We start from the raw sequence: 22,673 nt of genomic DNA, 5'->3' as shown, positions 1-22,673 counted from the left end.
TTCGCATTATTGTTGACTCTGCGAACGACTCTCAATAGCGGACCCCCAACAACAACCATAAGGGGGTAACACCGTGAAGCCTGTCTCTTTCCTCGCTCTCTCCTGCGTCGGCAGCCTCGTCAGCGCGCCCGCGCTCGCCGCGACCGCCGACGATGCGCAGGATGCGCCCGGCTATCGGGAGAATATCATCGTCACCGGCACCAACGGTGTCGCGGTGGAAACGCCCAAATCGACCGCACCGATCGTCGATACGCCGCAGACCGTGACCGTGGTGTCGGAGGAACAGATCAGGCAGCAGAATCTGCTGACGCTGCGCGACGCGCTTTCGACGATTCCGGGCATCACCTTCGGCGCGGGCGAAGGCGGCGGCGGCTATGGCGACTCGATCAACCTGCGCGGCTATTCGGCGAGCAACGACATCACCGTCGACGGCGTGCGCGACAGCGCGCAATACAGCCGCACCGACCCGTTCAACCTCCAGCAGATCGAAGTCTACAACGGCGCCAACTCGGTTTTCAACGGATCGGGCAGCGTCGGCGGGACGATCAATCTCGTCAGCAAGATCCCCTTCGCGCGCGACGCGACCACGGTGCAGGCCGCGGTCGGCACCGACAATTATTATCGGGCGGCGGTCGACAGCAACTGGCGGCTCAGCGATCTGATCGCGGTGCGCCTCAACGCCATGTATCATGAAAATGACGTGCCCGGCCGCGACGTCGAATCCTATCAGCGGTGGGGCATCGCGCCGTCGATCACCATCGGCGTCGACAGCGACACCAGCCTGACGCTCGCCTATATTCACCAGGATGACGACAACACGCCGATCTATGGCGTCCCCTATTTCCTGAGCGGCGTGAACGACGGCCCGCTGCCGGGCGTCGACGACAGCTCCTATTTCGGCATCGTCAATCTGGACGAACAAAAGACCAAGGTCGACCGCTTCACCGCGACCTTCCGCCACGCGTTCAGCGACGCCGTCTCGATCCGCAACCTCACGCGCTGGCAGCGCGTCCACCAATATAGCCAGACGAGCGCGCCGCAGGGTGTCTTCTGCCTTGCCAGCGGCCTGCAGCCGATCGGCGCGACGCCCGATGCGACCGTCGGCGTCCCCTGCCCCAGCGGCCAGGACATGGCGGGCTATTATTACCCGGCTGGGCCGCGCGGACTGGTCCGCGATCAGCTCAACGAACTGCTCTACAACCAGACCGACCTCACGATCGTCAGCGGCACCAAGGGCGGCGTCCACAACACGCTCGTCATCGGCGGCTCGCTGAGCCAGGAGGATTATTCGATCGAGGTCGCGCAATTGCTGCGCAACGCGGGCGGCGCCACGCCCAATCCCGTGCAAGGACCGATCAGCCTGGCGAACCCCGACACCTATTGGTCGGGTCCGGTCAATTATGTCCGCACCGGCAACAGCTATGGCGATACGCGCGGCTGGGCGATTTACGCCTTCGACACGCTCGAGCTTTCACCGATGTTCGAACTGAACGCCGGGCTGCGCTATGAAAATTCACGCGCCAAATTCCGTGCCGATACGGTGACGACGCCCGCGACCGGCGCGGTCTATACCCGCGGCGCCGACCAGATCAGCGACGAAAATCTCTTTTCCTATCGCGTCGGTGCGGTGTTCCACCCGGTCGAAAATGTCAGCCTCTATGCCGCCTACGGCAACAGCAAGACGCCGTCGTCGGCGACGGTCCGGCTCGGTTGCGGCACCAATTGCGACGTCGCGCCCGAAACCGGCCGCAATTACGAGATCGGGGCGAAGGCCGAGCTCATGGACAAGAAGCTGCTGCTCACCGCCGCGCTGTTTCGCAACGAACGCAGCAATTACCGCGTGCCGTCGAACGACGCCTCGCTGCCCAGCTCGCTCCAGGTGCTCGACGGCAAGTCGCGCGTCGACGGCTTCGCGCTCGGCCTGACCGGCGCGATCACGCCCAACTGGTCGATCTTCGCCAATTACACCTACCTCGACGGAACGGTGCGGCAGAGCGTGTCGGACTATTGCCTCGCCAACCCCGGCGGCGGCACCTGCACCAACAGCGCCGCCCTGCCCGACCCGCAGGCGGGCGACCGCCTGATCCAGACCCCGAAACATTCGGGCAGCCTGTTCACCACCTACACGCTGCCGTTCGGGCTGCAGATCGGCTATGGCCTGACCTATCAGGGCAGCTTCGCGACCAGCCAACGCAACATGGCGCAGCGCTCGCAATATTTCGTCGACGATTATCTGATCCACCGCGCGTTCGTGTCCTATGATTTCGGCAACGGCCTGGTGGCGCAGCTCAATGTGTCGAACCTGACCAACGAGGATTATTACACCGGCGTGCGCAACAATGTGAACGGCACGACCGGCATCGTCACCGGCGGCTGGGCGACGCCCGGCGAGGAACGCTCGGCGGTGCTGAGCCTCTTCTACAAATTCTGATCGACTCCGGGCGCGGCGATTGCCGCGCCCGGGCTTTTCGGCATAGTAACGCGCATGATCCGCATCATTCCCGACCTGATCGACGCCGCGGGCGTCAAGGCGCTCCGCACCATCCTCGACCGCGCCGACTGGATCGACGGCAACGAGACGTCGGGGCCGCAGGCGGCGCTGGCCAAACGCAACCAGCAGCTTCCCGAATTCGGCGATGCGGCGGTCGAGGCGGGCCGGATGGTGATCGACGCGCTCGGCCGCTCGCCGCTGTTCATGGCGGCGGCGCTGCCGCTCAAAATCTATCCCCCCTTCTTCAACCGCTATTCGGGCGGGGAGGCGTTCGGCGATCATATCGACAATGCCGTGCGGATGCGGCGCGGCACCGATTTCCGAATCCGCAGCGACCTGTCGGCAACGCTGTTTCTGGCCGACCCCGACAGCTATGAAGGCGGCGGCCTGGTCATCGAAGGAATGGCCGAGGCGCCCGGCCTCAAGCTTCCCGCCGGCCACCTGATCCTCTATCCGTCGAGCACTGTCCACCGCGTCGAACCGGTCACAAGCGGTGTCCGCGTCGCCAGTTTCATGTGGATCCAGTCGATGATCCGCGATCAGGCGCAGCGCAACCTGTTGTTCGACCTCGATCTGGGGGTTCAGGGCGCCGCCGCGGCAATGGGTCAGGGCGATCCGACGGTCGTCCGTCTGACCGGCGTCTATCACAATCTGCTGCGCCAATGGGCCGACGCCTGAGCGCCTTGCGTTTCTAATCCAGCATCGCGCGCCATTCACGCGAGGCATATTCGCGGCCGTCCGCGATCATCGACGCCGCAAGGCCCTGCGCATCGGCAAGTGCCATGCCGCGCTCGGGACCGACGATGGTCAGCGCGGTTGCCCAGCCGTCGGCGATCATGCAGCTGCGATGCACCACCGTCACCGACGCTGCGCCGTTGACGATCGGGCGCCCGCTGCGCGGATCGAAGCTGTGCGAATAATGGCGGCCGCCGTCGGTAAAGCCGCGCCGGTAATTGCCCGAGGTTGCGACCGACAGGTCGTGCAGCGCCAGCCGCCAAGGCGCGAGCGACAGGCCGGGCGGCGGCTCGACATCGACCCACCAGGGCTGCCCGTCGGGCTGCACGCCCTCGCCGCGCAATTCGCCGCCGACCTCGATCAGGAAATGCCGCACCCCGCTCGCCAGCAGCTGCTCGGCAGCAAGATCGACGCCGAACCCCTTGGCGATTCCCGACAGGTCGAGCGCCGCGCCCGGCCCCCGCCGGACGCGCGCCGTCGCGGCATCAAAGGCAATGTCGGGCGGCGCATCGGGCGGCGCGATGTCGGGCGCCGCAGCGACCGGCCCGCCCGCACCGAAGCCCCATCGCTCGGTCAGCACGCCCAGCCCCGGATTGAACGCGCCGCCGCTCGCTTCGGCAATCGTGGTCGCCGCAGCCATCACGCGCGCAAATTCGGGCGGGATCGCGTGCCATTCCCCCACAGGCGCGCGGTTCAGGCGCGACAGGTCCGATTGCGCTTCCCACTGGCTCATCTGCCGCACGACGCGGTCCAGCGCGCGCCGGACGCCCTCGCCCGCCGAAGCCGGTGCGTCAACCGCCTGCAGCGACCAGCTGGTGCCCATCGTCCGCCCCGAAAAGCGGCGGACCGACGCCTCCGGACGGCGCGCCGCAAAGGCGGCGGGCGTCAGCGCCCGGGGAATCAATATCCGGTCCGTCAGGGCGCCATGACCTCCAGCGTCGTCACATAGCTGGCGCGGCGGGCAAACGGCGGCGGGCCGCCCGCGCCCTCTTCGCGCTCCGCCTGCGGCGTGGTGACGTTGAGCCAGTACATGCCCGGTTCGGGCCAGTTGACCGCGACCGTGCCGTCGGCACCCGTCTTGAGGTCGATCTGCCCCAGCTGGTCGCGATAGCGGATGCCGCCCGGGATCACCGTGACGGGCAGCCCCGCCGCGGGCTTGCCGTCGAGCAGGAACTGAAAGGTCGCGGTTTCGCCCGCGAACAGATCATTGGGGTGCGTCACCGGCACCAGCTCGATGCCCTTGCCGGTCGGGGTGAACAGCGTCGTCGTCGGCTCGCCCACCGTGACGAAAATCTCGTTGCGGTTGTTCGCCTCCGCGGTTTGCACATTGGTCGCCCCGGCGGGCAGGCGCTCGGCCAGATTGGCCGCGGTCGTCCCGCGCGGCAGGCGTTCGGTCTTGCCGTCCAGATCATAGCTGCCCATCAGCATGTCGGCGACCGATGCGATGCGCCACGTTCCCTTCTGCGTCAGATGCACGTCGAAGGTGCTGCGATAGCGGCCCGTCGCCTTATTCTCGATCGGCGCCTCGCTACCGTCGGGCGCCCATGCCTTTACCGCGTCGAGCCGCAGCGGCTGATGCTCGAAATAGAACAGGTCGTTCGAAACGGCGGCGTCGACCGTCACCCACACATCGTCGCCCGACAGCACGGTCGAGGACGGCAGCATCCACTGGCGGTGCGCCTGCGCAGGGGCGGCGGCGAACAGGGCCAGGGCGGCGCTCGCGGCGATCAGCAATCGGGTCTTCATGATCGGTCCTCTCTGGATCAACGGAAGGAAATCGAAACGGTGCCGAGTTCGGTCTTGCCCGCCGCGCGGCCCGCGGCCCCGGCTTTGGTGGGCCAGCGGAACGGAATGCGCAGCAACTCGCGCCCGCCGACTTCGCGCGCGGCCTCGATCACCAGGACATAGTCGCCGGGCGCCTGCGCGCCGAGCTGCGCGCGACTGAAGGCGATCCTGTGCGTGCCTGGCGCGCGCGTCGCACCCGTTACGCCCTTGGCCGGAAAGCGCATCGAACGGCCCGAGGCGCGCCACCACTGGCGCACGTCGCGCAGCCATTTGGTGCCCTCGCTATTCTTCATGTCATGGTCGTACCAGATCGCGACGGTCTTCGCGGACGCGCCGGCCTTCTCGACCCAGATGGCGACATAGGGCCGATGATATTCGGCGACCTTGAGCTGCGGGATGATGACGCTGACCTCCATCGTCCCCGGATCGGCGGCGAGCGCCGGGGCCGACAGCACCGCGCCCAGCCCGAGCGAGGCGCCGGTCAGGACGGATCGAAACTCGGTTTGCATGGCATCTCCTTAATGGATGAAGAGGATCGCGATGGCGGCGGGGATCGCCACCCCCGCGCCGACGAGCGGCCAGGTGCTCTTGCGCTTGGCCGAATGAAGCTGAAGCAGCACAAGCCCGGTCAGCGCGAACACCAGGCAGGCAAAGGCGAATATGTCGATGAACAGGCTCCACGCGCCGCCCGAATTGCGCCCTTTGTGGAGGTCGTTGAGATAGGAAATCCAGCCGCGGTCGGTGATTTCCGCGGTGGTGGCGCCCGTCGCGCGATCGATCGCGACCCAGGCATCGCCGCCGGGACGCGGCGCGGCCATATAAACCTCGTCGGCGGACCATTCGGCTTCGCCCGCACGGACCGGAAAATTCGCCTCGACCCACGCCGCAACCGGTGCGGGCAGCGCCCCCTTGCCGTCCGCCGGGTCCGCCGCCGCCAGCGCTTCGAGCAGCGGCGCCGGCAATTGCGCGCTACGCTCGGCAACGCGCGGTGCCCCCTCGATATCGGCGGCATGGTTCAGCGTGAAGCCCGTTATCGCGAACAGCAGTAGCCCGATCAGGCTGATCGCCGAGCTCATCCAGTGCCACATGTGAAGCTGTTTGAGCCAGAAGGCGCGGCGGCTCTTCTTGGTCGGCGTGCGCGTTGGGGTCGGTGCGTGCATGGAGGAGAGAGGCCCTTGAAATTTGGCCTTCACTATCGCGAACGATTCGCATTTACAACAGATAAGCAGGCGGAATTTTCACGCGCACCCTCGGCCGCGGGCGATCGCCGCGGGATGACCGGGATGCGTGGATGGAAGAAGTGGCGGAGACGGAGGGATTCGAACCCTCGGTACGGTTCCCCGTACGACGCTTTAGCAAAGCGTTGGTTTCAGCCACTCACCCACGTCTCCGCATGGTCTGCCGCGCGAACGGCAGGTTGGCCTGAGCGGGCGCTATAGCCAGACCGATCCCGCCCCGCAACGCCTAACATTGGCCTTTTTGTCACTTATTCCCCTATTGGTCGGTCGAAATGATTCGGTCCGGCGCAAAATCGACTCAAGTCATCGCCCGTTCATTGCCGCGCCGACAGGATGAGTCATGGTTAACCCGGCTTGCGGCGCCCGAAGCCGCCGATTTTTGGGGGAATATATGCGGAATGCGCTTACCAATATTGCCGTTGCGGCGGTCGCCTCGATCGGGCTGATGCTCGCCGGGCCGGCGGCGCACGCGCAGATGACATCGGTCGATCCCAATACGGCGATCGATTCCGACCTCAACAATCCGGCGCCCCCGCCGTCTCCCCCGCCGGCCACGACGACGAGCGACCCGTCGCTCGACAGCGACCTTGCCACGGGCGCCGAGCAATATTCGGTCACCTCGCCCGATACGGGCACGACCACCGCTGCGCCTGCAACCGGGACGGCGGCCGCCGACGACACCACAACCTACAAGGAAGACGATCTGATCGGCGCTGCCGAAGGCGTCTTCGGCAAGGGTGCGCAGGGCCTCGCCGGCCTCATCGAGGATATTCTGAAGAAGCAGGGCGAACCCAACGCCTATATCGTCGGCCGCGAAGCCGGCGGCGCGCTTGGTATCGGGCTGCGCTATGGGTCGGGCACGCTGTACCACAAGATCGAGGGCGAACGCCCCGTCTACTGGACCGGCCCCTCGATCGGCTTCGACGCGGGCGCCAATGCGGGCAACACCTTCGTGCTGGTCTACAATCTGTTCGACAGCGAGGATCTCTACAAACGCTATCCGGCGGGCGAAGGCGCCGCCTATCTCGTCGGCGGCTTCAACGCGAGCTATCTGCGCCGCGGCGACGTGGTGCTGATCCCGATCCGCGTCGGCGTCGGCGCGCGGCTCGGCGCCAACATCGGCTATATGAAATTCCGCAAAAAACAGAGCTGGGTGCCCTTCTGAAGCACCCGCCACCCCCAAAGGGCGATGGGCCCGCGTCTCCGGACGCGGGCCTTTTTCTTTGAAAGAAAGCCGCGTTGCGACGCGATGGAGTATGGCTGGAAGCGACCGATTGCGGATATTAGCGTTGAGGGCGGCTGGGCCACGTCCCAGACTCGACAGCGGCGACAACTTCCGCGACTGTAATAGGGACGGTTGTGTCAGGTGGTCCCCATCGCCGTATCGCCCAGAACCCCGCCGTGAGCAGAACGACGGCTATGACAAATCCCCAGAATGCGGACAGGTCGGTCATGCCTGCGACTGCGCCGCCAATGACTGCGGCAGGAATGATGACCAGTCCATTCCAGAGAGAAAACCCCTCTGGTCCGAAGTGTTCGCTCCAATGCTCGTGGAGGTGAGTTAAGTCCGTCCCGAACCGCTCATGCACGCTGTTGAAGAAGTCCACGGCATCGTCGCCGTCCATACCAAGGTCATGAAGCAGCCGGTCTGAAGGGTTCAACTTGTCACGGGTCAGACCGCGTTCGTGAGCAAGGAGGTCGATGACTTCATAGGAGTGGTCGCTGATTGACATTGCCTATGCTCGCCCATTCGATAGCCATTTGGCAATGGCAGCTTTCCACCCCAAAACCGCCGTTCGCCGCCGGTCTGGAGCGAATGACCGGAATTGATCGTTATCGACCGCTCACCCGGCCCGCGGCGACCTTGGTACCGCCACGACCACCGCGCCATCGCTGGCATAGGCGCCGCGCCGTTCGGCGATCGACAAGGTTACGGGCACCGCCTCGCCTTCGCGGCTGATCAACTCGGCATCGACGCGCGCGGGTTCGCCGGTGCGGAATACGGTTTCGAGCGCTTCGGCAAAGCAGCGCCGCGTCGCGATCGACAACAGCGCCGAAAAGCGCACGCGCCGGATCGCCAGCGCGTCGACGCCTACCATCGAAATCAGCGCAGAATTGGCGTCCTCGATCGCCTCGCGCACCGAAAGCCGGGCGTGGCCGATCATTCCCTGCGCCTCGATCGCCGCAATCGTCGCGGCGCGCGCGTCGCCTTCGGCCGCCCCCTCGAATGTCGCGCTTGTGTCGCGAAGGATCATCGCGCCGCCCGCGGGAACCGGCACCAGGTCGACGCGCAGCCACTGGCGCGGATGCAAAAGGCCAGGCACCTCGCCCGCAAAGCGCTCGCGGCATTCGATCAGCCGGGCGACATGGCTCGCCACCAGACTTGCCCCGAAACCCGGAAATATATCGACCAATTGGCGCCCGAGCAGATGGTCATCACCGGCGACCAAATCGCGCGCGGCGGGGTTGAGCGCCACGATGCGCCGGTCGCGATCGAACAGCAGCACCGCATCGCGGATCGCCTCGACAAGGTTCGCAAGCGACGCCTGCAGCGCGTCGACCGCTTCGCCGCTCGCGGGCTTGCGCAGCCGCCGGTAATCGTCGTGTGAGATCAGGACGTGCGCGTCCTTTCCATGGTGCGTCACCACAACCGGCCGCCGCGCTGACCGGAGCCGCCAGCTTGCAAAGCCCCGGATGAAGTCCGCTGCCGATACCCGTTCGGGTTCCTGTGCCGTCGCCAAATTCGCCTCCCCTTCGAAGCCATGGGCATATTATGGGAGGAACGCGGAGCGGCTGGCGGCGCGGCGTGCCGGCAATGGCGCCGAAACGGAGCGATCAGACCAATCGCGCCTTGCCGCACCGCAGCGCGTTTACCCGCGCATCCGCCTCGCCCAGATGCAGCCCCAGCGTCGCGGTGACGCTTTCGAGCACGCCGTCGAGCACGGGCGCGGCCAGCCCGACCGTGTCGCCGACAAGGCTGGTCAGCGCCTTGGCGTTCAGTCCGATCCCGAGGATGTTGACCGACAAATCCATCCGATCGGCGAGCGATTTGGCGGCGCCCGATACCAATCCCCCGCTCTCGACCGTCTTGACGCGGCCATCGTCGATGTCGTCGCGCGTGAAGCGCGCGGGCTTTTCGGAAAGATCGGACAGCACCAGTTCGGCCTTTGCGTTTACGCTGGCGAGCGGCAGGCTGAGCAGCTTGACCGGCTGCGGGTTCAGTGGGCGCTGCATGTTCCGGAAATCGCTCGCGTTCACCTTGCCGATCGACAGCGTTGCGGGAGCCGTCTTGATCCCCAGCGTCACCGCGTCGCTGCCGTGGTGGCAGTCGATGTCCGAAATGCGCGCTTCGGCCGATCCCAATTCGGTATAGACCGGGATATCGATTGCGGCGAGCGGCGTGTTGACGCTCGCCGCCAGCTTGAGCCTGACCTGCGCAGTGCGCACGATGACGTCCTGCTTTTCGGTCACCGCGATCAGCGGCGAGTTGGCCGGCGGCTCGCCGATCATCAACGCCACATCGACTCCCGAACCCCCGGGAATGGTGACGCCGGTCGCAAGATCGAGCTGACGATTGGCGTTGGCGAGCAACAGCATCGTTCGCACCATGCTGAGCGCGTTGACCTTCACCGGATTGGCGGGGTCGATCCGGATGCTCGACGAACGCGGCCCCAGGTCGATCGCGCGCGACGGCAGGAGGCTACGCGGCAGTGCCGCATCGGCGAGCGTGCCGATCGCTTTTGCCGCCTGCCCGTCGCTTGCCTTGGCGAGCGCCCCCAGCACCTGCGGCAATGTCGCCTGCGTATCAAGCGTCTGGCCGAAGGTCAGCACATCGGCGTCGAGTTCGGCGCGCAGCGCGTCGGAAAAGGCGAGCAGATCGATGTCGGCATCGGCGAGCGCATTATAGTCCATCAGGTTCAGATTGACCTGACTGCCCGTGAGCGCCGACAGCAGCGCATTGGGCAGACCGCCGTGCACCGCGGCGACGCGCGAGCCGAGCGAGAAGGCGGCATAGCCCTGCCGCGCGGCGGTGGCGCTAGCATGTATGACACTATGGTCGCGCCCGGTCAGGAAGCGCCCGAAGAACAGCGGGCGCTCGCGGGTGAGGACGACATGGATTGCGTTGGGAGTGTAGCCGCCGGGGGCAAAGCGCTGTTCGGCGGCGATGCCGGGATCGGCGGTATAGGTTCCGGCTTCGAAAGCCGAGATGGTGATCGCGCAATTGCAGTTGGCGGCGATGATCCGGTCGGCCGCCGCCCGTTCGTCGCCGGGGCGTCCCGCCGCCGCCAGCGCCGCCGCATCGGCGATGCCCTGAAGCTTGCGGCGGTCGAGGTAGAGCGATCCGAAGTCGACCGCGAGCGCCGCCGAGCCGATCAGCATCGTCATCGCCAGTGCGGAAGCGATGCTGATCCCGCCGCGCGTATCGCGCGCCAGCTTTGCCGAGATGGGCCGGCGCATCGTCAATCCGCCGGCAGTTCGAAGGTCGCGCGGGCGCCGATCACATGGCCGGGCGCCGGAACGAAGGAGGAGCGGAGGAAATGGTCTGCAGGAACGGTGTAGGTCAGCGCCACGGTAACCGCCTCGCTGGTCTCGCTGACCGCTATGGTGCGGTTGGCGGGGCTGTAATCGCCGATGCTCGCCATGCTGCGATCGACCGCGCGGATCGCCACCGCCCGGCGATCGGCCGCGTCGAGGCCGACGATCGCGGCGCGCGCGCCATCGTTCGCGGCCTGCTGCACATTATGGGCGAGGAGGAAATATTGCCCGTAGATCAGGATGCCGATGAGCAGCGTCAGGAACAGCGGCAGCACCAGCGCCATTTCGACGATCGCCGCCGCCCGCTCGCTGCGGGCCAGACGCTGAGCCTCGCGGATGACCGTCGGGCGGCGGGCGATGTTTTGGGGGTATGGACCTGTCATGCGGCCAACATGACCGCTGCGCGTCAAGCATCGCCCAAAGACGACGTGCCGGAATTTTGCGCAAATTACCGATTATAGATACGGCGCCGGGCGCCGAAATGCGCGGCGCGCGGGCAAATGTTAACGATCGCCCGCGCGCCCGGCGCGCAAAATACGCAAAATTATCCGTTCGCTGCCTGCAGCTTGTCTTCGGTGCGCAGATCGAAATCGGACGCGTCGTGGCGTTCGCGAAGCTGGCTCGCCGGATCGCCCATCACCCGATTGACCATCCGCCCGCGCTTGACGGCGGGACGCGCCGCAAGCTGATCGGTCCAGCGCTGGACATTCTTGTAGTCCTGCACCTGCAGGAACTCGCCAGCGTCATAGATCAACCCCTTGGCGAGCGCGCCGTACCAAGGCCAGATCGCCATATCGGCAATGCTGTAATCGCTGCCGGCGATATATTCATTGTCGGCCAGACGGCGGTCGAGCACATCCATCTGGCGCTTCACTTCCATCGCATAGCGGTTGATCGGATATTCCTGCTTGAACGGCGCATAGGCATAGAAGTGGCCGAAGCCGCCGCCCAGGAACGGCGCGCTCCCCATCTGCCACATCAGCCAGGACAGCGTTTCGGCGCGCTGCGCGGGGTCGGTGGGAAGGAAAGCCCCGAACTTTTCGGCGAGATGGATCAGGATCGCGCCCGATTCGAACACCCGGATCGGCGTGTCGCCGCTGCGATCGACGAGCGCCGGGATCTTGCTGTTCGGATTGGCGTCGACGAAACCGCTCGAAAACTGGTCGCCCTCACCGATGTTGATCAGCCACGCATCATATTCGGCGCCCGAATGACCCGCCGCGAGCAATTCCTCCAGCATGACGGTCACCTTCACGCCATTGGGCGTACCCAGCGAATAGAGCTGGAGCGGATGCTTGCCTACCGGCAAATCCTTGTCGTGGGTCGGGCCGGCGATCGGGCGGTTGATGTTGGCGAAACGTCCGCCGCTTTCCTTGTCCCAGCTCCACACTTTCGGCGGCACATAGTCATTCTGGTCGGCCATTGGACGCTCCTGCACTAGATTTCGGTTGTGGTTCGCAACTTAGGAAGGCGATGTTACCCCGTCCACCGCGCGGCGGATCAAATAATCCTTTGCGCGCGCAAAGCGGAAATGCTGGCGGCATCATACCCAAGCTCCGCAAGGATCGCATCGCTATGCTCACCCGCCTGCGGAGCGCGCCGCGCTGTGGCCTTCGCCGCATCCGACAACCCGATCGGTGCGCGGATCACCGGCGCCGGTGCCGGCGAGCCGGGATAGGCAAGCGGTTCGATCAGGCCCATCGCCGCCACCTGCGGATGCGCCAGCGCTTCGCCGGGCTTCAGGATCGGCGCGGCGGGAACGCGCGCGGCGCCAAGCTCGGCAATCGCCGCCTCGGTGCTGCGTTCGATGCACCAGCGCTGCATGATCGCGCTCAGTTCGGCACCATTATCGCCGCGATCGATGTCGCTTGCGTATCGCGGATCGTCGACCAGTTCGGGGCGCCCGACCAGCGCCGCCCAGCGCGCGAAGATCGCGCCGCCGACGATCTGGGTGACGATCCAGCCGTCGCGGGTGCGAAACAGATCGGTGGGCGCCGAGCTGAAACTGCGGTTTCCCATCGGCTGACGCTCGATCCCGTTGATCGCATGATCGATCGTCAACGCATTCGAAAAGGCCAGAGCGGTGCCGAGAAGCGATCCCGAAACGCACTGCCCCCGCCCCGTCCGCTCGCGTTCGCGCAGCGCCACCATGACCCCGAAGGCGCAGTGCAGCGCAGTACCGAAATCGACATAATTGACCTGTGCGCGATAGGGTTGGTCGGGCGTTCCGGTCAGGTGAACCGTCCCCGACATTGCCTGACCCACCGCGTCGAAGCCCACGCTCCCCGAAAGCGGCCCCTCGCTGCCGAAGGCCGACGCGGTTGCCAGGATAATGCGGGGATTTATCGCCGACAGGCTCTCATAGTCCAGTGCAAGCTTGCCCAGCACATCGTGCGGCAGATTGGCGATCACGACATCGGCGCCGGCGACCAACTTGCGTACGATCTCGCGCCCTTCGGGCGTTCCGGGCTTCAGGCTCAGGCTCCGCTTGCCGCGCGCCATCTGCATGAACATCGCGCCCGATCCATCCTCGGCGACGGGCACGGTAAAACGGTCGTCATTGCCGCCGGGCGCCTCGATCCGGATGACATCGGCGCCATAATCGGCGAGCAAGGCGGCGCAATAGGGGCCCGCAATATAGCGCCCGAAATCGAGGACGCGTATTCCCGTCAGCGGCACAAATCCCTCCCGGTTTTTTATTGCCACCTGTCGCTAGCAGTCGTCCGTCGACGCGGCCAGCGTCTTCATCGAAAGCGACCGCTTGCGCTTTGCGGGGAGCGCCATATGCTCACAGCATAATTACAACAGGGGATAATTTCATGGCGCGCATCGCACTCGCCCTGGCCGCGACTCTGGCCTGTTCGACATCGGTTTTCGCTCAACAGGCAGCCGCGCCTGCGGCCGACGCAAAACCCGAAAAATGGGACGTCAACGCGCCGCCCGGAATGGTAACGCACAAGGTACCGATCGCGGTCGACGAAGGCAGCTGGATGAACGTTGATGTCGCGCCGGACGGCAAGACGATCGCCTTCGACCTCCTCGGCGATATCTACACCATGCCCATCGCGGGCGGCACGCCCACCCGTATCGCCGAAGGGCTCGCTTATGAGCATCAGGCGCGCTTCTCGCCCGATGGCAAGCGCATCGCCTTCGTCTCCGACCGCGGCGGCGGCGACAATATCTGGATCATGAACCGTGACGGCAGCGACAAGCGCCAGCTGTCGAAGGAAGATTTCCGCCTGCTCAACCAGCCGAGCTGGAGTCCCGACGGTGAGTTCATCGTCGCCAAGAAGCATTTCACCACCGGGCGCTCGCTCGGTACCGGCGAAGTCTGGCTCTATCATGTGTCGGGCGGGGCAGGCGTTCCGCTGGTCAAGCGCCCGAACGAGCGGCATCAGAAAGAGCTGGGCGAACCGATTTTCGCGCCCGACGGCAAGCATGTCTATTACACGCGCAACGTCACGCCCGGGCCGATTTTCGAATATGCACAGGACAGCAACACCGACCTGTTCCATATCGAACGCTATAATCTCGACACGGGAGAGGTCGACACCGCCGCATCGGGCGATGGCGGCGCGGTGCGCCCCACCCCCTCGCCCGACGGCAAGAAGCTCGCCTTCGTCCGCCGCGAGGGGGCGCAGTCGAAACTCTACGTCAAGGATCTGACCTCGGGCGCCGAGAAGAAGGTCTATGACGCGCTCGATCAGGATGTGCAGGAAACCTGGGCGGTCACCGGCGTCTACCCGAATATGGCGTGGACGCCCGATAGCGGAGAAATCCTGTTCTGGGCCGGCGGAAAGCTGCGCCGCGTGGCCGCCGGAGGCGGCGAGGCGCGGATCATTCCCTTCCAGATCGACGATGACCGCGTGATCATCGATGCGACGCATCCCGTGGTCGAGGTCGCACCCGACAGCTTCCAGACCCAGATGCCGCGCTGGGCCGAAGTATCGCCCGACGGCAAGCAGGTGGTGTTCGAAACGCTCGGCAAGCTTTGGGTCAAGCCCGCGACGGGCGGCACCGCGCGCCGGTTGACCGCGGACAAAAGCGCCGCGTTCGAACTCTGGCCGAGTTGGTCGTCCGACGGCAAGCAGATCGTCTTCGTGCGCTGGACCGACGCCGGTCTTGGCGAAATCCATACCATCGCTGCAGGCGGCGGCGCGTCGCGCAAGGTGACGAGCGTACCTGGCCACTATGCCGAACCGCGCTTTTCTCCCGACGGCAAGCTGATCGCATTCGAGCGTCGTTCGGGCGGCGGCTTGACGTCACAGCGCTGGGGCGACGACCCCGGCATCTACCGCGTCGCAGCGACCGGGGGCGCCCCCGTCCGGATCACCGACAATGGCGCCAAGCCGCAGTTCGGCGCCGATAGCGACCGCATCTTCATGGTCGCGTCGGGCGACGGCAAGAACCAGCTGGTCAGCACCGATCTCAACGGCCAGGACAAGCGCGTTCATGCCAGCGGCGACCTGGTCAGCGACTATGAAATTTCGCCCGACGGCCGCACCCTCGCCTTCCGCGAGAATTACGACGCCTATGTCACCCCGCTGATGCCCGGCGGTCAGGACGTATCGCTTTCGACCAAGAGCGGCGCCCTGCCCGTCACGCGGATCAGCGGCAGCGGCGCCGACTATATGCATTGGTCGGACGGCGGCCGGCGTCTCCACTGGACGCGCGGCGCAACCTTGTTCAGCGCCGACCTGGGCGCAATGTTCGCCGATGCTCCGGGCGATGACCGGGCGGTGAAATTCACGCCGCCTACCGAGGGCGTTTCGCTTTCGATGACGCAGGCTGCGGCGAAGCACAAAGGCATCGTGGTAATCACCGGCGCCAAAATCGTGACGATGGCGGCCAAGGACGGCGGCATCATCGACAATGGCGCGATCGTCATCGACGGCGACCGCATCGTTTCCGTAGGTCCTGCCGGCGCCGTGACCGTTCCCGCGGGCGCGGTGACGGTCGATGCGACGGGCAAGACGATCGTTCCGGGCTTTGTCGATGCCCATGCCCACGGCCCGCACGGCGATGACGAACTGGTGCCGCAGCAGAATTGGTCGGAGATGGTCAACCTCGCGATGGGAACGACGACCAGTCACAACCCGTCGTCGCGCGCGTCCGAAATCTTCGTATCGTCGGAAATGCAGCGCGCCGGCCTGATCCTCGCGCCGCGCATCTTTTCGACCGGCGAGATCATCTACGGCGCCAAGGCCGCAGGCATCTATGCCGAAATCGACGGCTATGAAGACGCTCTGGCGCATGTCCGCCGCCTGAAGGCCCAGGGCGCGCATAGCGTCAAAAACTATAACCAGCCCCGCCGTGAACAGCGACAGATGGTGGTCAAGGCCGCGCAGGCCGAAAATATGGCGGTCGTGCCCGAGGGCGGTTCACTCTACACGATGGACCTGACGCTTATCCAGGACGGCAACACGACCGTCGAGCACAATATTCCGCTGCACACCTTCTACAAGGATCTGGTGCAGCTGTGGGGCCAGACGAATACCGACTATACCCCGACGCTGGTGGTGACATACGGCGGTCCTGCCGGCGATCCCTATTGGCGCGCGCATACCAATGTGTGGGAACAGCCGATCCTCGCGCGCCACATCCCGCCTGCGATCCTGGCAGCGGACAACAAGCGCCGCGTGATTGCGCCCGAAAGCGATTATGTCGACGATGATTCCGCGCGCGAAGCGGGCAAGATCGCCGCGGTCGGTCGCAACGTGTCGATCGGCGCGCACGGCCAGCAGGCCGGCGTCGGCGCGCATTGGGAGATATGGTCCTTCGTGCGCGGCGGTTGGAGCAATATCGATGCATTGCGCGCCGCAACGATCATGCCGGCCACGGCGCTCGGCTATGCAAAGGACGTCGGCTCGCTCGAGGCCGGCAAGCTCGCCGACCTGCTGATTCTCGATGCCGATCCGACCGAAAATATCCGCAACACCGAACGGATCCACCGCGTGATGCTCGGCGGACGGCTCTACGACCCGATGACGCTCAACGAAGCCGAAACCGGCAATCGCAAGCGCGATCCCTATTGGTGGGAGGCCGACCGACCCTGATGCACCGGTGAAAAATGGCGGCGGGACGCAATTTTGTGACGAAGGGGTTGCAACATATGCTGACCGCCGCTAGGGGCAACCGCCTCAGCGAGGAGAGTTGGCTGAGTGGTCGAAAGCGTCGCACTCGAAATGCGAAGTGCCGGCAACGGTACCGAGGGTTCGAATCCCTCACTCTCCTCCATTTTTCCCCATGTTTCGACCCGTGGCGCGGCCCGTCGCCGGACTGGGGAATGGACTTGAATCCCCTGCGGATCGTCATAAGTTAACGACATGACGATTAAGAATACTTCCCTGCCCGATACGCCCTCCGCCGCAATTTCCGCGCCGCTGATCGAACGCGCGCGCTTTGCGCCGGGCGATATCGTGCGGCACCGGATGTTCGATTTTCGCGGCGTCGTGTTCGACGTCGATCCGGTCTTCGCGAACAGTGAGGAATGGTATCAGGCGATCCCCGAGGCGATCCGCCCGGCCAAGGAACAGCCCTATTACCACCTACTCGCCGAAAGCGAGGACAGCGCCTATATCGCCTATGTCAGCCAGCAAAATCTGGTGGCCGACGGCGACGAAGGGCCGGTTGACCACCCGCAGGTCGAGGCGATGTTCGACGGGCTAGACCACGGCCGCTACCGCGTCCGCTCGATCCACCGCCACTGACCTGACCGGCCCTCACCGGTCGGTGCGGAATCCTCAGGCCTTGAGCTTCCAGCCTGACGCCAGAAGACGATAGGTGATGACGCCCAGCAGCGCATTTACGCCGATCAGGAACAGCGCTGCGGTCGCGACCGGATTGGCAATCGTCGAATCGACCGTGCCGATGAAGCCGTACCGGAACCCCATGATCGCATAATAGACGGGGTTGCCGTGCGCGACCGACTGGAACCAGGGGGCGAGCTTGTCGACCGAGTAGAACGTCCCGGACAGCAGCGCGAGGGGCGTGACGACGAAGTTGGTGACCGCGGCGGCATGATCGAATTTTTCGGCCCACACCGAGGTCAGCAGCCCGAGGAAGCCCAGCATCATCGCCCCGAGGACGCCGAACAGCGCGACCGCCCATGGATGCTGCGGGGCGACGTGGACGCCGGGCCAGAACAGCATGGCGGCCCAGAGCGCGATACCGACGAGGATCGCGCGCGTCACCGCGGCGCCGACAAGCGCGATAATCAGCTCGCCCACGGCGAGTGGCGGCATCAGATAATCGACGATTGTGCCCTGAATCTTCCCGACGAGGAGCGAGAAGCTCGAGTTGGCGAAGCTGTTCTGCAGCATCGCCATCATGATCAGGCCGGGGGCAATGAAATCGGCAAAGGGAACGCCGATGACGCGGCGACCCGCACCGCCCAGCGCGACGGTAAAAATGACGAGGAAAAGTAGCGTCGTGACCGCCGGAGCCCAGATAGTTTGGAGCTGCACCTTGAAAAAGCGCCGCACCTCCTTGACATATAGCGCCTGCATCCCCGGAACATTGAGCGTCCGGATATGCGGGACACCGGGTTCCGCGAAATGCGGCGCGGCACGGAAATCGCCTGAGCCTGTGCCCGACTCCGGGCGCGAAATTTGGGGCTGGTCGTTCATGGCGTTCTCGCCTATCGCCTCCCCGATCTTACCGCAAGCTGGGCTGTGACTGCGCGCGTCCTTTCGGGAATGCGATCCGCCCGCGGCGTGGAATGATGAGGAATAAAGATGTCATGGACTGATGAGCGCATCGAACAGTTGCGCAACATGTGGGAAAAGGGCCTGACCGCCAGCCAGATCGCCGACGAGCTCGGCGGGGTCAGCCGCAATGCCGTCATCGGCAAGGCGCACCGTCTGGGGCTGAAATCGCGCCCGTCGCCGGTCAAAGCCACCGACAAGCCGGTAAAGGCGCCCGCGCCCAAGGCGGCGGCGCCCGCTGCACCCAAGCCGACGGCCGCGCCTGCTGCACCCCGTGCTGCCGCACCGGCGGCTCCGCGTCCGGCAGCCGCACCGCCCAAGGCCGAACCAAAGCCGGTTGCCTCCGATGCCTCGGCCCCGGAAGCCGACGCGCCATCCAAGCCCGATGCGCCGCGCATCGTCTCGATCGGCCCGGGAGGCTTCATTCGTCAGGGACCCGGCGACCAGCAGGCTCCGATTCCGCCGGCACCTCCGCGCCGCCTGGTGCCCGCGAAGCCGAGCCCCGAGATCGCCGACAAGACCAGCCTGCTCGATCTCAACGATCGTATCTGCCGCTGGCCGATGGGCCATCCGGGCGAGCCTGATTTCCATTTCTGCGGTGAGGCGGTGAACCCCGGCTTCCCCTATTGCGTCGAACATTGCGGACGCGCTTATCAGGCACAACTGCCGCGCGGGACGCGCCGCCCGCCGCCGCCGCCGCCCTTCGGGGGGCCGCGCGTCCGGTGAGGCGGTTCGGACAGGATTTCGAATTCGCGCGCTTCATGGGGTTCGAAATGGTCGAACGCGGCGATGGTCGATGCCGGATGGCGATCGACATCGACCGCGCGCGGCACTTCAATCCGCAGGGCGTTGCGCATGGCGGCGTCGCCTATTCGCTCGCCGATACGGCAATGGGCGGCGCGCTGACCAGCCAGATGCCCGACAGCAAATGGTGCGCGACGCTCGAAATCAAGTTCAACTATCATGTCGGCGTACGCGAGGGTCGGCTGATCTGCGATGCGAGCGTGCTGCATCAGGGCAAACGCATCGCCAATATCGATGCGCGTCTCTATCAGGACGACCGGCTCGTCGCGAGTGCCAACGGCAATTTCGCAATCTTCGACGCCCCGCTCGGCCGATAGACTGACATACGAAAAGGCGCCGGATCGCTCCGACGCCTTTCCTTACAGCCTATTAGAAGCGGAAGCTCAATGTTCCGCGAACGCTGTGCGTCCGGAAATGCGGATCGCTGCGCTGGATATTGGTGCCGCCGCCGTTGAGGAGGAACGGGTTGGTTGCGGGGGCGCTGCCCGCGCCGACGTTCACCACATAATCATCGTCCTTGACGTCGGTGTAGAGATATTCGAGCCCGACCGCGATGTTGTTCGTGACCATCACCTCGGCCCCGCCGCCGGCGGCATAGCCCCAGGCGTTGGTATTACCATTGTCGGCAAAGCTGTTGGCGGTGTTGGTCGTCGTAAAGCGGTTGTCGAGCCGCGCATAGGCGGGGCCGCCGGTGACATAGAAGAGGGCGCCGCCACCGGGCGTATAGCCGGCGCGCAGGCGCGCGCTGGCCTGCCAATCGGCTTCGCGGCTCATCGTGTAGCTCGCGGGGGTCGTCGAGAAGCCGCTGACGCTGTCACGCGCCACGCTGTGACCACCCTCGATCAGCGCGCCGACGACGAAATTGCCCATACGCTTGTCGAGACCGACGCGGCCGAAGAATTCGGGGCCGTCCTTGTCGTTGCGGCAGCCGACGTTCGCGGTACCTGTCGCGGCGCCGTTGCAGAAGCCGGGCGAGAAAGCGTCGGCGCCGGTCGAAGTCGTGACCTGATCGCCGTAGGTGCCGTCGCGATCGGTATCGAAGACGAGCGCTTCGCCGCGATCGCTGCCCTGCAGCGTCGCGCCGCCGCCGACCGAGACATAGGGGCCGTTGAAATCCTGCGACCTGTCGCGCGCGGTGGATCCGCTGTCCTGAGCCATGGCCGGGACAGCCAGCATCGTGGCCGCCGAAGCGACGAGGAGAGAGGCGAGTTTCATATATTTTCTCCACTTTTTGAGTGACTTTGCAGTCACCCGATCAACCCGCCGCCGTTCGGCGAAGTTCCTGCCTGTGCCGAAAACGGGATGAGCCGAGCCGCGTAAAATCGGTCTGTGCCGGCCCCTGGATCGCCCGAAAACCGCGCTTGCCAGCGCCCTTCCCCGCCCCCTATAGCAAGGCCATGAGTCACGATTTGTTCGACAGCTCCGCCCCCGCTACCGAAAGCTACAACGCCTCCCAGATCGAGGTGCTGGAAGGGCTCGAACCCGTCCGTCGCCGTCCCGGCATGTACATTGGCGGCACCGACGAGCGTGCGTTGCATCATCTTGCAGCGGAAGTCATCGACAACAGTATGGACGAAGCCGTCGCGGGCCACGCGACGCGGATCGAGATCACGCTCGACGTCGGCAACCGGCTGACCGTAGTCGACAACGGCCGCGGTATGCCGGTCGATCCGCACCCGAAGTTTCCGGGGAAATCGGCGCTGGAAGTCATATTGACCATGCTCCATTCGGGCGGGAAGTTCGAGGGCAAGGCCTATGCGACGTCGGGCGGCCTGCACGGCGTCGGGGTCAGCGTCGTCAACGCGCTATCGATCGAAACCATCATCGAAGTTGCACGCTCCAAACAATTGTATCGACAGTCTTTTTCGCAAGGCCTGCCCTTGGGCGCGCTCGAGGAACTGGGGCCCACGCCGAACCGCCGCGGTACCAGCGTGACCTTCGTGCCCGATCCCGCGATCTTCGGCGAACATGGCCGGTTCAAGCCGCAGCGGCTCTATCGCATGGCGCGGTCGAAGGCCTATCTTTTCGCCGGGGTCGAAATCCGCTGGAAATGCGCGCCCGAACTGATTGGCGACGACACGCCCGCAGAGGCGGTGTTCCAGTTTCCGGGCGGACTCGCCGACCATCTGAAGGAACAGATCGGCACACGCGAGTGCGCCACCGCCGAACCTTTCGTCGGGCGGCAGGAGTTCCCCGACGAACAGGGACGCGCCGAATGGGCAATCGCCTGGCCGCTGTGGTCGGACGGCAGCTATAGCTGGTATTGCAACACCATTCCCACCCCCGCAGGCGGCACGCACGAAGCCGGGCTGCGCGCCGCGCTTACCAAGGGGCTGCGCGCTTTTGGCGAGTTGATCGGGCAGAAAAAGGCGGCGCAGATAACCGCGGAAGATGTCTTCAACGGCGGCGAGATGATGCTGTCGGTCTTCATCCGCGACCCCCAGTTCCAGAGCCAGACCAAGGATCGGCTGTCGAGCCCGGAGGCCGCGCGCCTCACCGAAAATGCCGTGCGCGACCATTTCGACCATTTCCTCTCGGACAATATGGATCGTGGCCGCGCCCTCCTCGGGCTGATCCTCGAACGGATGGACGAGCGGCTCAAGCGCAAGGCGGAACGCGAGGTCAAGCGCAAGACGGCGACCAGCGCGCGCAAGCTGCGCCTGCCCGGCAAGCTGACAGATTGTTCGAACAACGGCCCGGAAGGCACGGAATTATTTATCGTTGAGGGCGACAGCGCCGGCGGCAGTGCCAAACAGGCGCGCGATCGCAAGACGCAGGCGATCCTGCCCATTCGCGGCAAGATATTGAATGTCGCCAGCGCCAGCGCGGACAAGATCCGCGCCAATCAGGAAATCGCCGATCTTGCGCTCGCGCTCGGCTGCGGGATGCGCAAGGATTGCGATGCCGACCGCCTGCGCTACGACAAGATCATCATCATGACCGATGCCGACGTCGACGGCGCGCATATCGCGACGCTGCTGATGACCTTTTTCTTCCAGGAAATGCCCGACATCGTCCGCACCGGCCATGTCTATCTGGCGCAGCCCCCGCTTTACCGCATCACCGCGGGGGCAACGTCGGCCTATGCGCGCGACGACGCCCATCGTGCCGAACTCGAAGCGACCCTGTTCAAGGGCAAGCGCGTGGAGGTCGGACGCTTCAAGGGGCTGGGCGAGATGAATCCCAACCAGCTTAAGGAAACGACGATGGATCCGGCGACGCGGTCGTTGCTCAAGGTCACGCTGCCGCAGGAATATGAGGAGCGGCAGATCGTCAAGGATCTGGTCGACCGGCTGATGGGCAAGCATCCCGAGCATCGATTCCAGTTCATTCAGGCCAATGCCGCAACACTGGACGAGGCGGCGATCGACGCCTGAA

Annotated in this window: 20 protein-coding genes and 2 tRNA genes; 9 read left to right on the top strand and 13 right to left on the bottom strand. The window is 65.2% G+C overall.

Going from position 1 to position 22,673, the window contains the following annotated elements:
• The first annotated feature begins 73 nt into the window (after positions 1–73).
• Together ATE59_RS05025 and ATE59_RS05020 are read left to right on the top strand one after the other, a co-directional pair.
• Complete coding sequence (locus ATE59_RS05025) at positions 74–2,431, top strand: TonB-dependent receptor (RefSeq protein ID WP_058811413.1); 2,358 nt, start codon at positions 74–76, stop codon at positions 2,429–2,431.
• Between the two features lie 54 nt (positions 2,432–2,485).
• Positions 2,486–3,169: a Fe2+-dependent dioxygenase gene (locus tag ATE59_RS05020; protein WP_058811412.1), complete on the top strand. Its 684-nt coding sequence runs from the start codon at positions 2,486–2,488 to the stop codon at positions 3,167–3,169.
• A gap of 13 nt (positions 3,170–3,182) precedes the next feature.
• Here ATE59_RS05020 and ATE59_RS05015 read toward each other — a convergent pair whose 3' ends face one another.
• The 5 genes from ATE59_RS05015 to ATE59_RS04995 all read right to left on the bottom strand — a co-directional run bounded on the left by ATE59_RS05015 (position 3,183) and on the right by ATE59_RS04995 (position 6,402).
• Positions 3,183–4,130, bottom strand: a complete 948-nt coding sequence (locus ATE59_RS05015) for an FAD:protein FMN transferase (RefSeq protein WP_082657302.1) — start codon at positions 4,128–4,130, stop codon at positions 3,183–3,185.
• Positions 4,131–4,141: 11 nt separating this feature from the next.
• Positions 4,142–4,972 carry a DUF4198 domain-containing protein gene (locus tag ATE59_RS05010; protein ID WP_058811411.1) on the bottom strand — a complete coding sequence of 277 codons (831 nt, stop codon included), beginning with the start codon at positions 4,970–4,972 and terminating at the stop codon, positions 4,142–4,144.
• A gap of 17 nt (positions 4,973–4,989) precedes the next feature.
• On the bottom strand, positions 4,990–5,520 hold the full coding sequence (locus tag ATE59_RS05005) for a DUF2271 domain-containing protein (RefSeq protein WP_058811410.1): 531 nt from the start codon (positions 5,518–5,520) through the stop codon (positions 4,990–4,992).
• A gap of 9 nt (positions 5,521–5,529) precedes the next feature.
• Positions 5,530–6,171 (bottom strand): PepSY-associated TM helix domain-containing protein, encoded by a 642-nt coding sequence (locus tag ATE59_RS05000; RefSeq protein WP_058811409.1) that lies wholly within the window; start codon positions 6,169–6,171, stop codon positions 5,530–5,532.
• A 141-nt stretch (positions 6,172–6,312) separates the two neighbouring features.
• A tRNA-Ser gene (locus tag ATE59_RS04995) sits at positions 6,313–6,402 on the bottom strand.
• 238 nt (positions 6,403–6,640) lie between these two features.
• Here ATE59_RS04995 and ATE59_RS04990 point away from each other — a divergent pair.
• A complete protein-coding gene (locus ATE59_RS04990) occupies positions 6,641–7,414 on the top strand; it encodes a DUF1134 domain-containing protein (RefSeq protein ID WP_003052374.1) in 774 nt (257 codons plus the stop codon).
• Between the two features lie 118 nt (positions 7,415–7,532).
• Here ATE59_RS04990 and ATE59_RS04985 read toward each other — a convergent pair whose 3' ends face one another.
• The 6 genes from ATE59_RS04985 to ATE59_RS04960 all read right to left on the bottom strand — a co-directional run bounded on the left by ATE59_RS04985 (position 7,533) and on the right by ATE59_RS04960 (position 13,464).
• Positions 7,533–7,982, bottom strand: coding sequence for an acyl carrier protein (locus ATE59_RS04985; protein WP_058811408.1), 450 nt, complete (start codon positions 7,980–7,982; stop codon positions 7,533–7,535).
• Positions 7,983–8,093: 111 nt separating this feature from the next.
• Complete coding sequence (locus tag ATE59_RS04980; RefSeq protein ID WP_058811407.1) at positions 8,094–8,990, bottom strand: PAS domain-containing protein; 897 nt, start codon at positions 8,988–8,990, stop codon at positions 8,094–8,096.
• Between the two features lie 94 nt (positions 8,991–9,084).
• On the bottom strand, positions 9,085–10,707 hold the full coding sequence (locus tag ATE59_RS04975) for a TadG family pilus assembly protein (RefSeq protein WP_058811406.1): 1,623 nt from the start codon (positions 10,705–10,707) through the stop codon (positions 9,085–9,087).
• 2 nt (positions 10,708–10,709) lie between these two features.
• A complete protein-coding gene (locus ATE59_RS04970) occupies positions 10,710–11,168 on the bottom strand; it encodes a TadE/TadG family type IV pilus assembly protein (RefSeq protein ID WP_058811405.1) in 459 nt (152 codons plus the stop codon).
• A gap of 161 nt (positions 11,169–11,329) precedes the next feature.
• Entirely contained in the window at positions 11,330–12,208 is an 879-nt protein-coding gene (gene yghU / locus ATE59_RS04965) for a glutathione-dependent disulfide-bond oxidoreductase (RefSeq protein ID WP_003044038.1), read from the bottom strand.
• 77 nt (positions 12,209–12,285) lie between these two features.
• On the bottom strand, positions 12,286–13,464 hold the full coding sequence (locus tag ATE59_RS04960) for a CaiB/BaiF CoA transferase family protein (protein WP_082657301.1): 1,179 nt from the start codon (positions 13,462–13,464) through the stop codon (positions 12,286–12,288).
• A 140-nt stretch (positions 13,465–13,604) separates the two neighbouring features.
• Between ATE59_RS04960 and ATE59_RS04955 the strand changes: the two genes are divergently transcribed.
• The 3 genes from ATE59_RS04955 (at position 13,605) to hspQ (ending at position 17,495) form a co-directional block, all read left to right on the top strand.
• Positions 13,605–16,841: an amidohydrolase family protein gene (locus ATE59_RS04955; protein ID WP_058811404.1), complete on the top strand. Its 3,237-nt coding sequence runs from the start codon at positions 13,605–13,607 to the stop codon at positions 16,839–16,841.
• A 91-nt stretch (positions 16,842–16,932) separates the two neighbouring features.
• A tRNA-Ser gene (locus ATE59_RS04950) sits at positions 16,933–17,022 on the top strand.
• Positions 17,023–17,111: 89 nt separating this feature from the next.
• Positions 17,112–17,495, top strand: a complete 384-nt coding sequence (gene hspQ, locus ATE59_RS04945) for a heat shock protein HspQ (protein ID WP_058811403.1) — start codon at positions 17,112–17,114, stop codon at positions 17,493–17,495.
• Between the two features lie 33 nt (positions 17,496–17,528).
• Here hspQ and ATE59_RS04940 read toward each other — a convergent pair whose 3' ends face one another.
• Positions 17,529–18,413, bottom strand: a complete 885-nt coding sequence (locus ATE59_RS04940; RefSeq protein ID WP_003044048.1) for an ABC transporter permease — start codon at positions 18,411–18,413, stop codon at positions 17,529–17,531.
• 108 nt (positions 18,414–18,521) lie between these two features.
• Here ATE59_RS04940 and ATE59_RS04935 point away from each other — a divergent pair, with 108 nt between their 5' ends.
• Together ATE59_RS04935 and ATE59_RS04930 are read left to right on the top strand one after the other, a co-directional pair.
• Positions 18,522–19,217: a GcrA family cell cycle regulator gene (locus ATE59_RS04935; protein WP_058811402.1), complete on the top strand. Its 696-nt coding sequence runs from the start codon at positions 18,522–18,524 to the stop codon at positions 19,215–19,217.
• Positions 19,214–19,612: a PaaI family thioesterase gene (locus tag ATE59_RS04930; protein ID WP_058811401.1), complete on the top strand. Its 399-nt coding sequence runs from the start codon at positions 19,214–19,216 to the stop codon at positions 19,610–19,612. Before ATE59_RS04935 ends, ATE59_RS04930 begins: the two co-directional genes overlap by 4 nt.
• Positions 19,613–19,664: 52 nt before the next feature.
• Here the strand turns inward: ATE59_RS04930 and ATE59_RS04925 are convergent, their stop codons facing one another.
• The gene (locus ATE59_RS04925) at positions 19,665–20,510 is read right to left on the bottom strand and encodes an outer membrane protein (RefSeq protein ID WP_058811400.1); all 846 of its coding nucleotides are present in this window, start codon (positions 20,508–20,510) and stop codon (positions 19,665–19,667) included.
• A gap of 182 nt (positions 20,511–20,692) precedes the next feature.
• Here ATE59_RS04925 and parE point away from each other — a divergent pair, with 182 nt between their 5' ends.
• Positions 20,693–22,672 carry a DNA topoisomerase IV subunit B gene (gene parE / locus ATE59_RS04920; protein WP_058811399.1) on the top strand — a complete coding sequence of 660 codons (1,980 nt, stop codon included), beginning with the start codon at positions 20,693–20,695 and terminating at the stop codon, positions 22,670–22,672.
• Position 22,673: the final 1 nt, after the last annotated feature.

The sequence above is a fragment of the Sphingopyxis sp. A083 genome, assembly GCF_001468495.1.
Classification (GTDB): domain Bacteria; phylum Pseudomonadota; class Alphaproteobacteria; order Sphingomonadales; family Sphingomonadaceae; genus Sphingopyxis; species Sphingopyxis terrae.
The sequence above is the reverse complement of the archived record's forward strand: the minus strand, read 5'-3'. Positions and strand labels throughout refer to the sequence as shown.

What these genes read in the sequence shown, in the direction of transcription:
- ATE59_RS05000 (WP_058811409.1), bottom strand. Translation starts at nt 6,171, where the DNA reads ATGCACGCACCGACCCCAACGCGCACGCCGACCAAGAAGAGCCGCCGC.
- parE (WP_058811399.1), top strand. Translation starts at nt 20,693, where the DNA reads ATGAGTCACGATTTGTTCGACAGCTCCGCCCCCGCTACCGAAAGCTAC.
- ATE59_RS04955 (WP_058811404.1), top strand. Translation starts at nt 13,605, where the DNA reads ATGGCGCGCATCGCACTCGCCCTGGCCGCGACTCTGGCCTGTTCGACA.
- ATE59_RS04940 (WP_003044048.1), bottom strand. Translation starts at nt 18,413, where the DNA reads ATGAACGACCAGCCCCAAATTTCGCGCCCGGAGTCGGGCACAGGCTCA.
- yghU (WP_003044038.1), bottom strand. Translation starts at nt 12,208, where the DNA reads ATGGCCGACCAGAATGACTATGTGCCGCCGAAAGTGTGGAGCTGGGAC.
- ATE59_RS05005 (WP_058811410.1), bottom strand. Translation starts at nt 5,520, where the DNA reads ATGCAAACCGAGTTTCGATCCGTCCTGACCGGCGCCTCGCTCGGGCTG.
- ATE59_RS04935 (WP_058811402.1), top strand. Translation starts at nt 18,522, where the DNA reads ATGTCATGGACTGATGAGCGCATCGAACAGTTGCGCAACATGTGGGAA.
- ATE59_RS04985 (WP_058811408.1), bottom strand. Translation starts at nt 7,982, where the DNA reads ATGTCAATCAGCGACCACTCCTATGAAGTCATCGACCTCCTTGCTCAC.
- ATE59_RS05010 (WP_058811411.1), bottom strand. Translation starts at nt 4,972, where the DNA reads ATGAAGACCCGATTGCTGATCGCCGCGAGCGCCGCCCTGGCCCTGTTC.
- ATE59_RS04970 (WP_058811405.1), bottom strand. Translation starts at nt 11,168, where the DNA reads ATGACAGGTCCATACCCCCAAAACATCGCCCGCCGCCCGACGGTCATC.
- ATE59_RS04990 (WP_003052374.1), top strand. Translation starts at nt 6,641, where the DNA reads ATGCGGAATGCGCTTACCAATATTGCCGTTGCGGCGGTCGCCTCGATC.
- hspQ (WP_058811403.1), top strand. Translation starts at nt 17,112, where the DNA reads ATGACGATTAAGAATACTTCCCTGCCCGATACGCCCTCCGCCGCAATT.
- ATE59_RS04925 (WP_058811400.1), bottom strand. Translation starts at nt 20,510, where the DNA reads ATGAAACTCGCCTCTCTCCTCGTCGCTTCGGCGGCCACGATGCTGGCT.
- ATE59_RS05020 (WP_058811412.1), top strand. Translation starts at nt 2,486, where the DNA reads ATGATCCGCATCATTCCCGACCTGATCGACGCCGCGGGCGTCAAGGCG.
- ATE59_RS04975 (WP_058811406.1), bottom strand. Translation starts at nt 10,707, where the DNA reads ATGCGCCGGCCCATCTCGGCAAAGCTGGCGCGCGATACGCGCGGCGGG.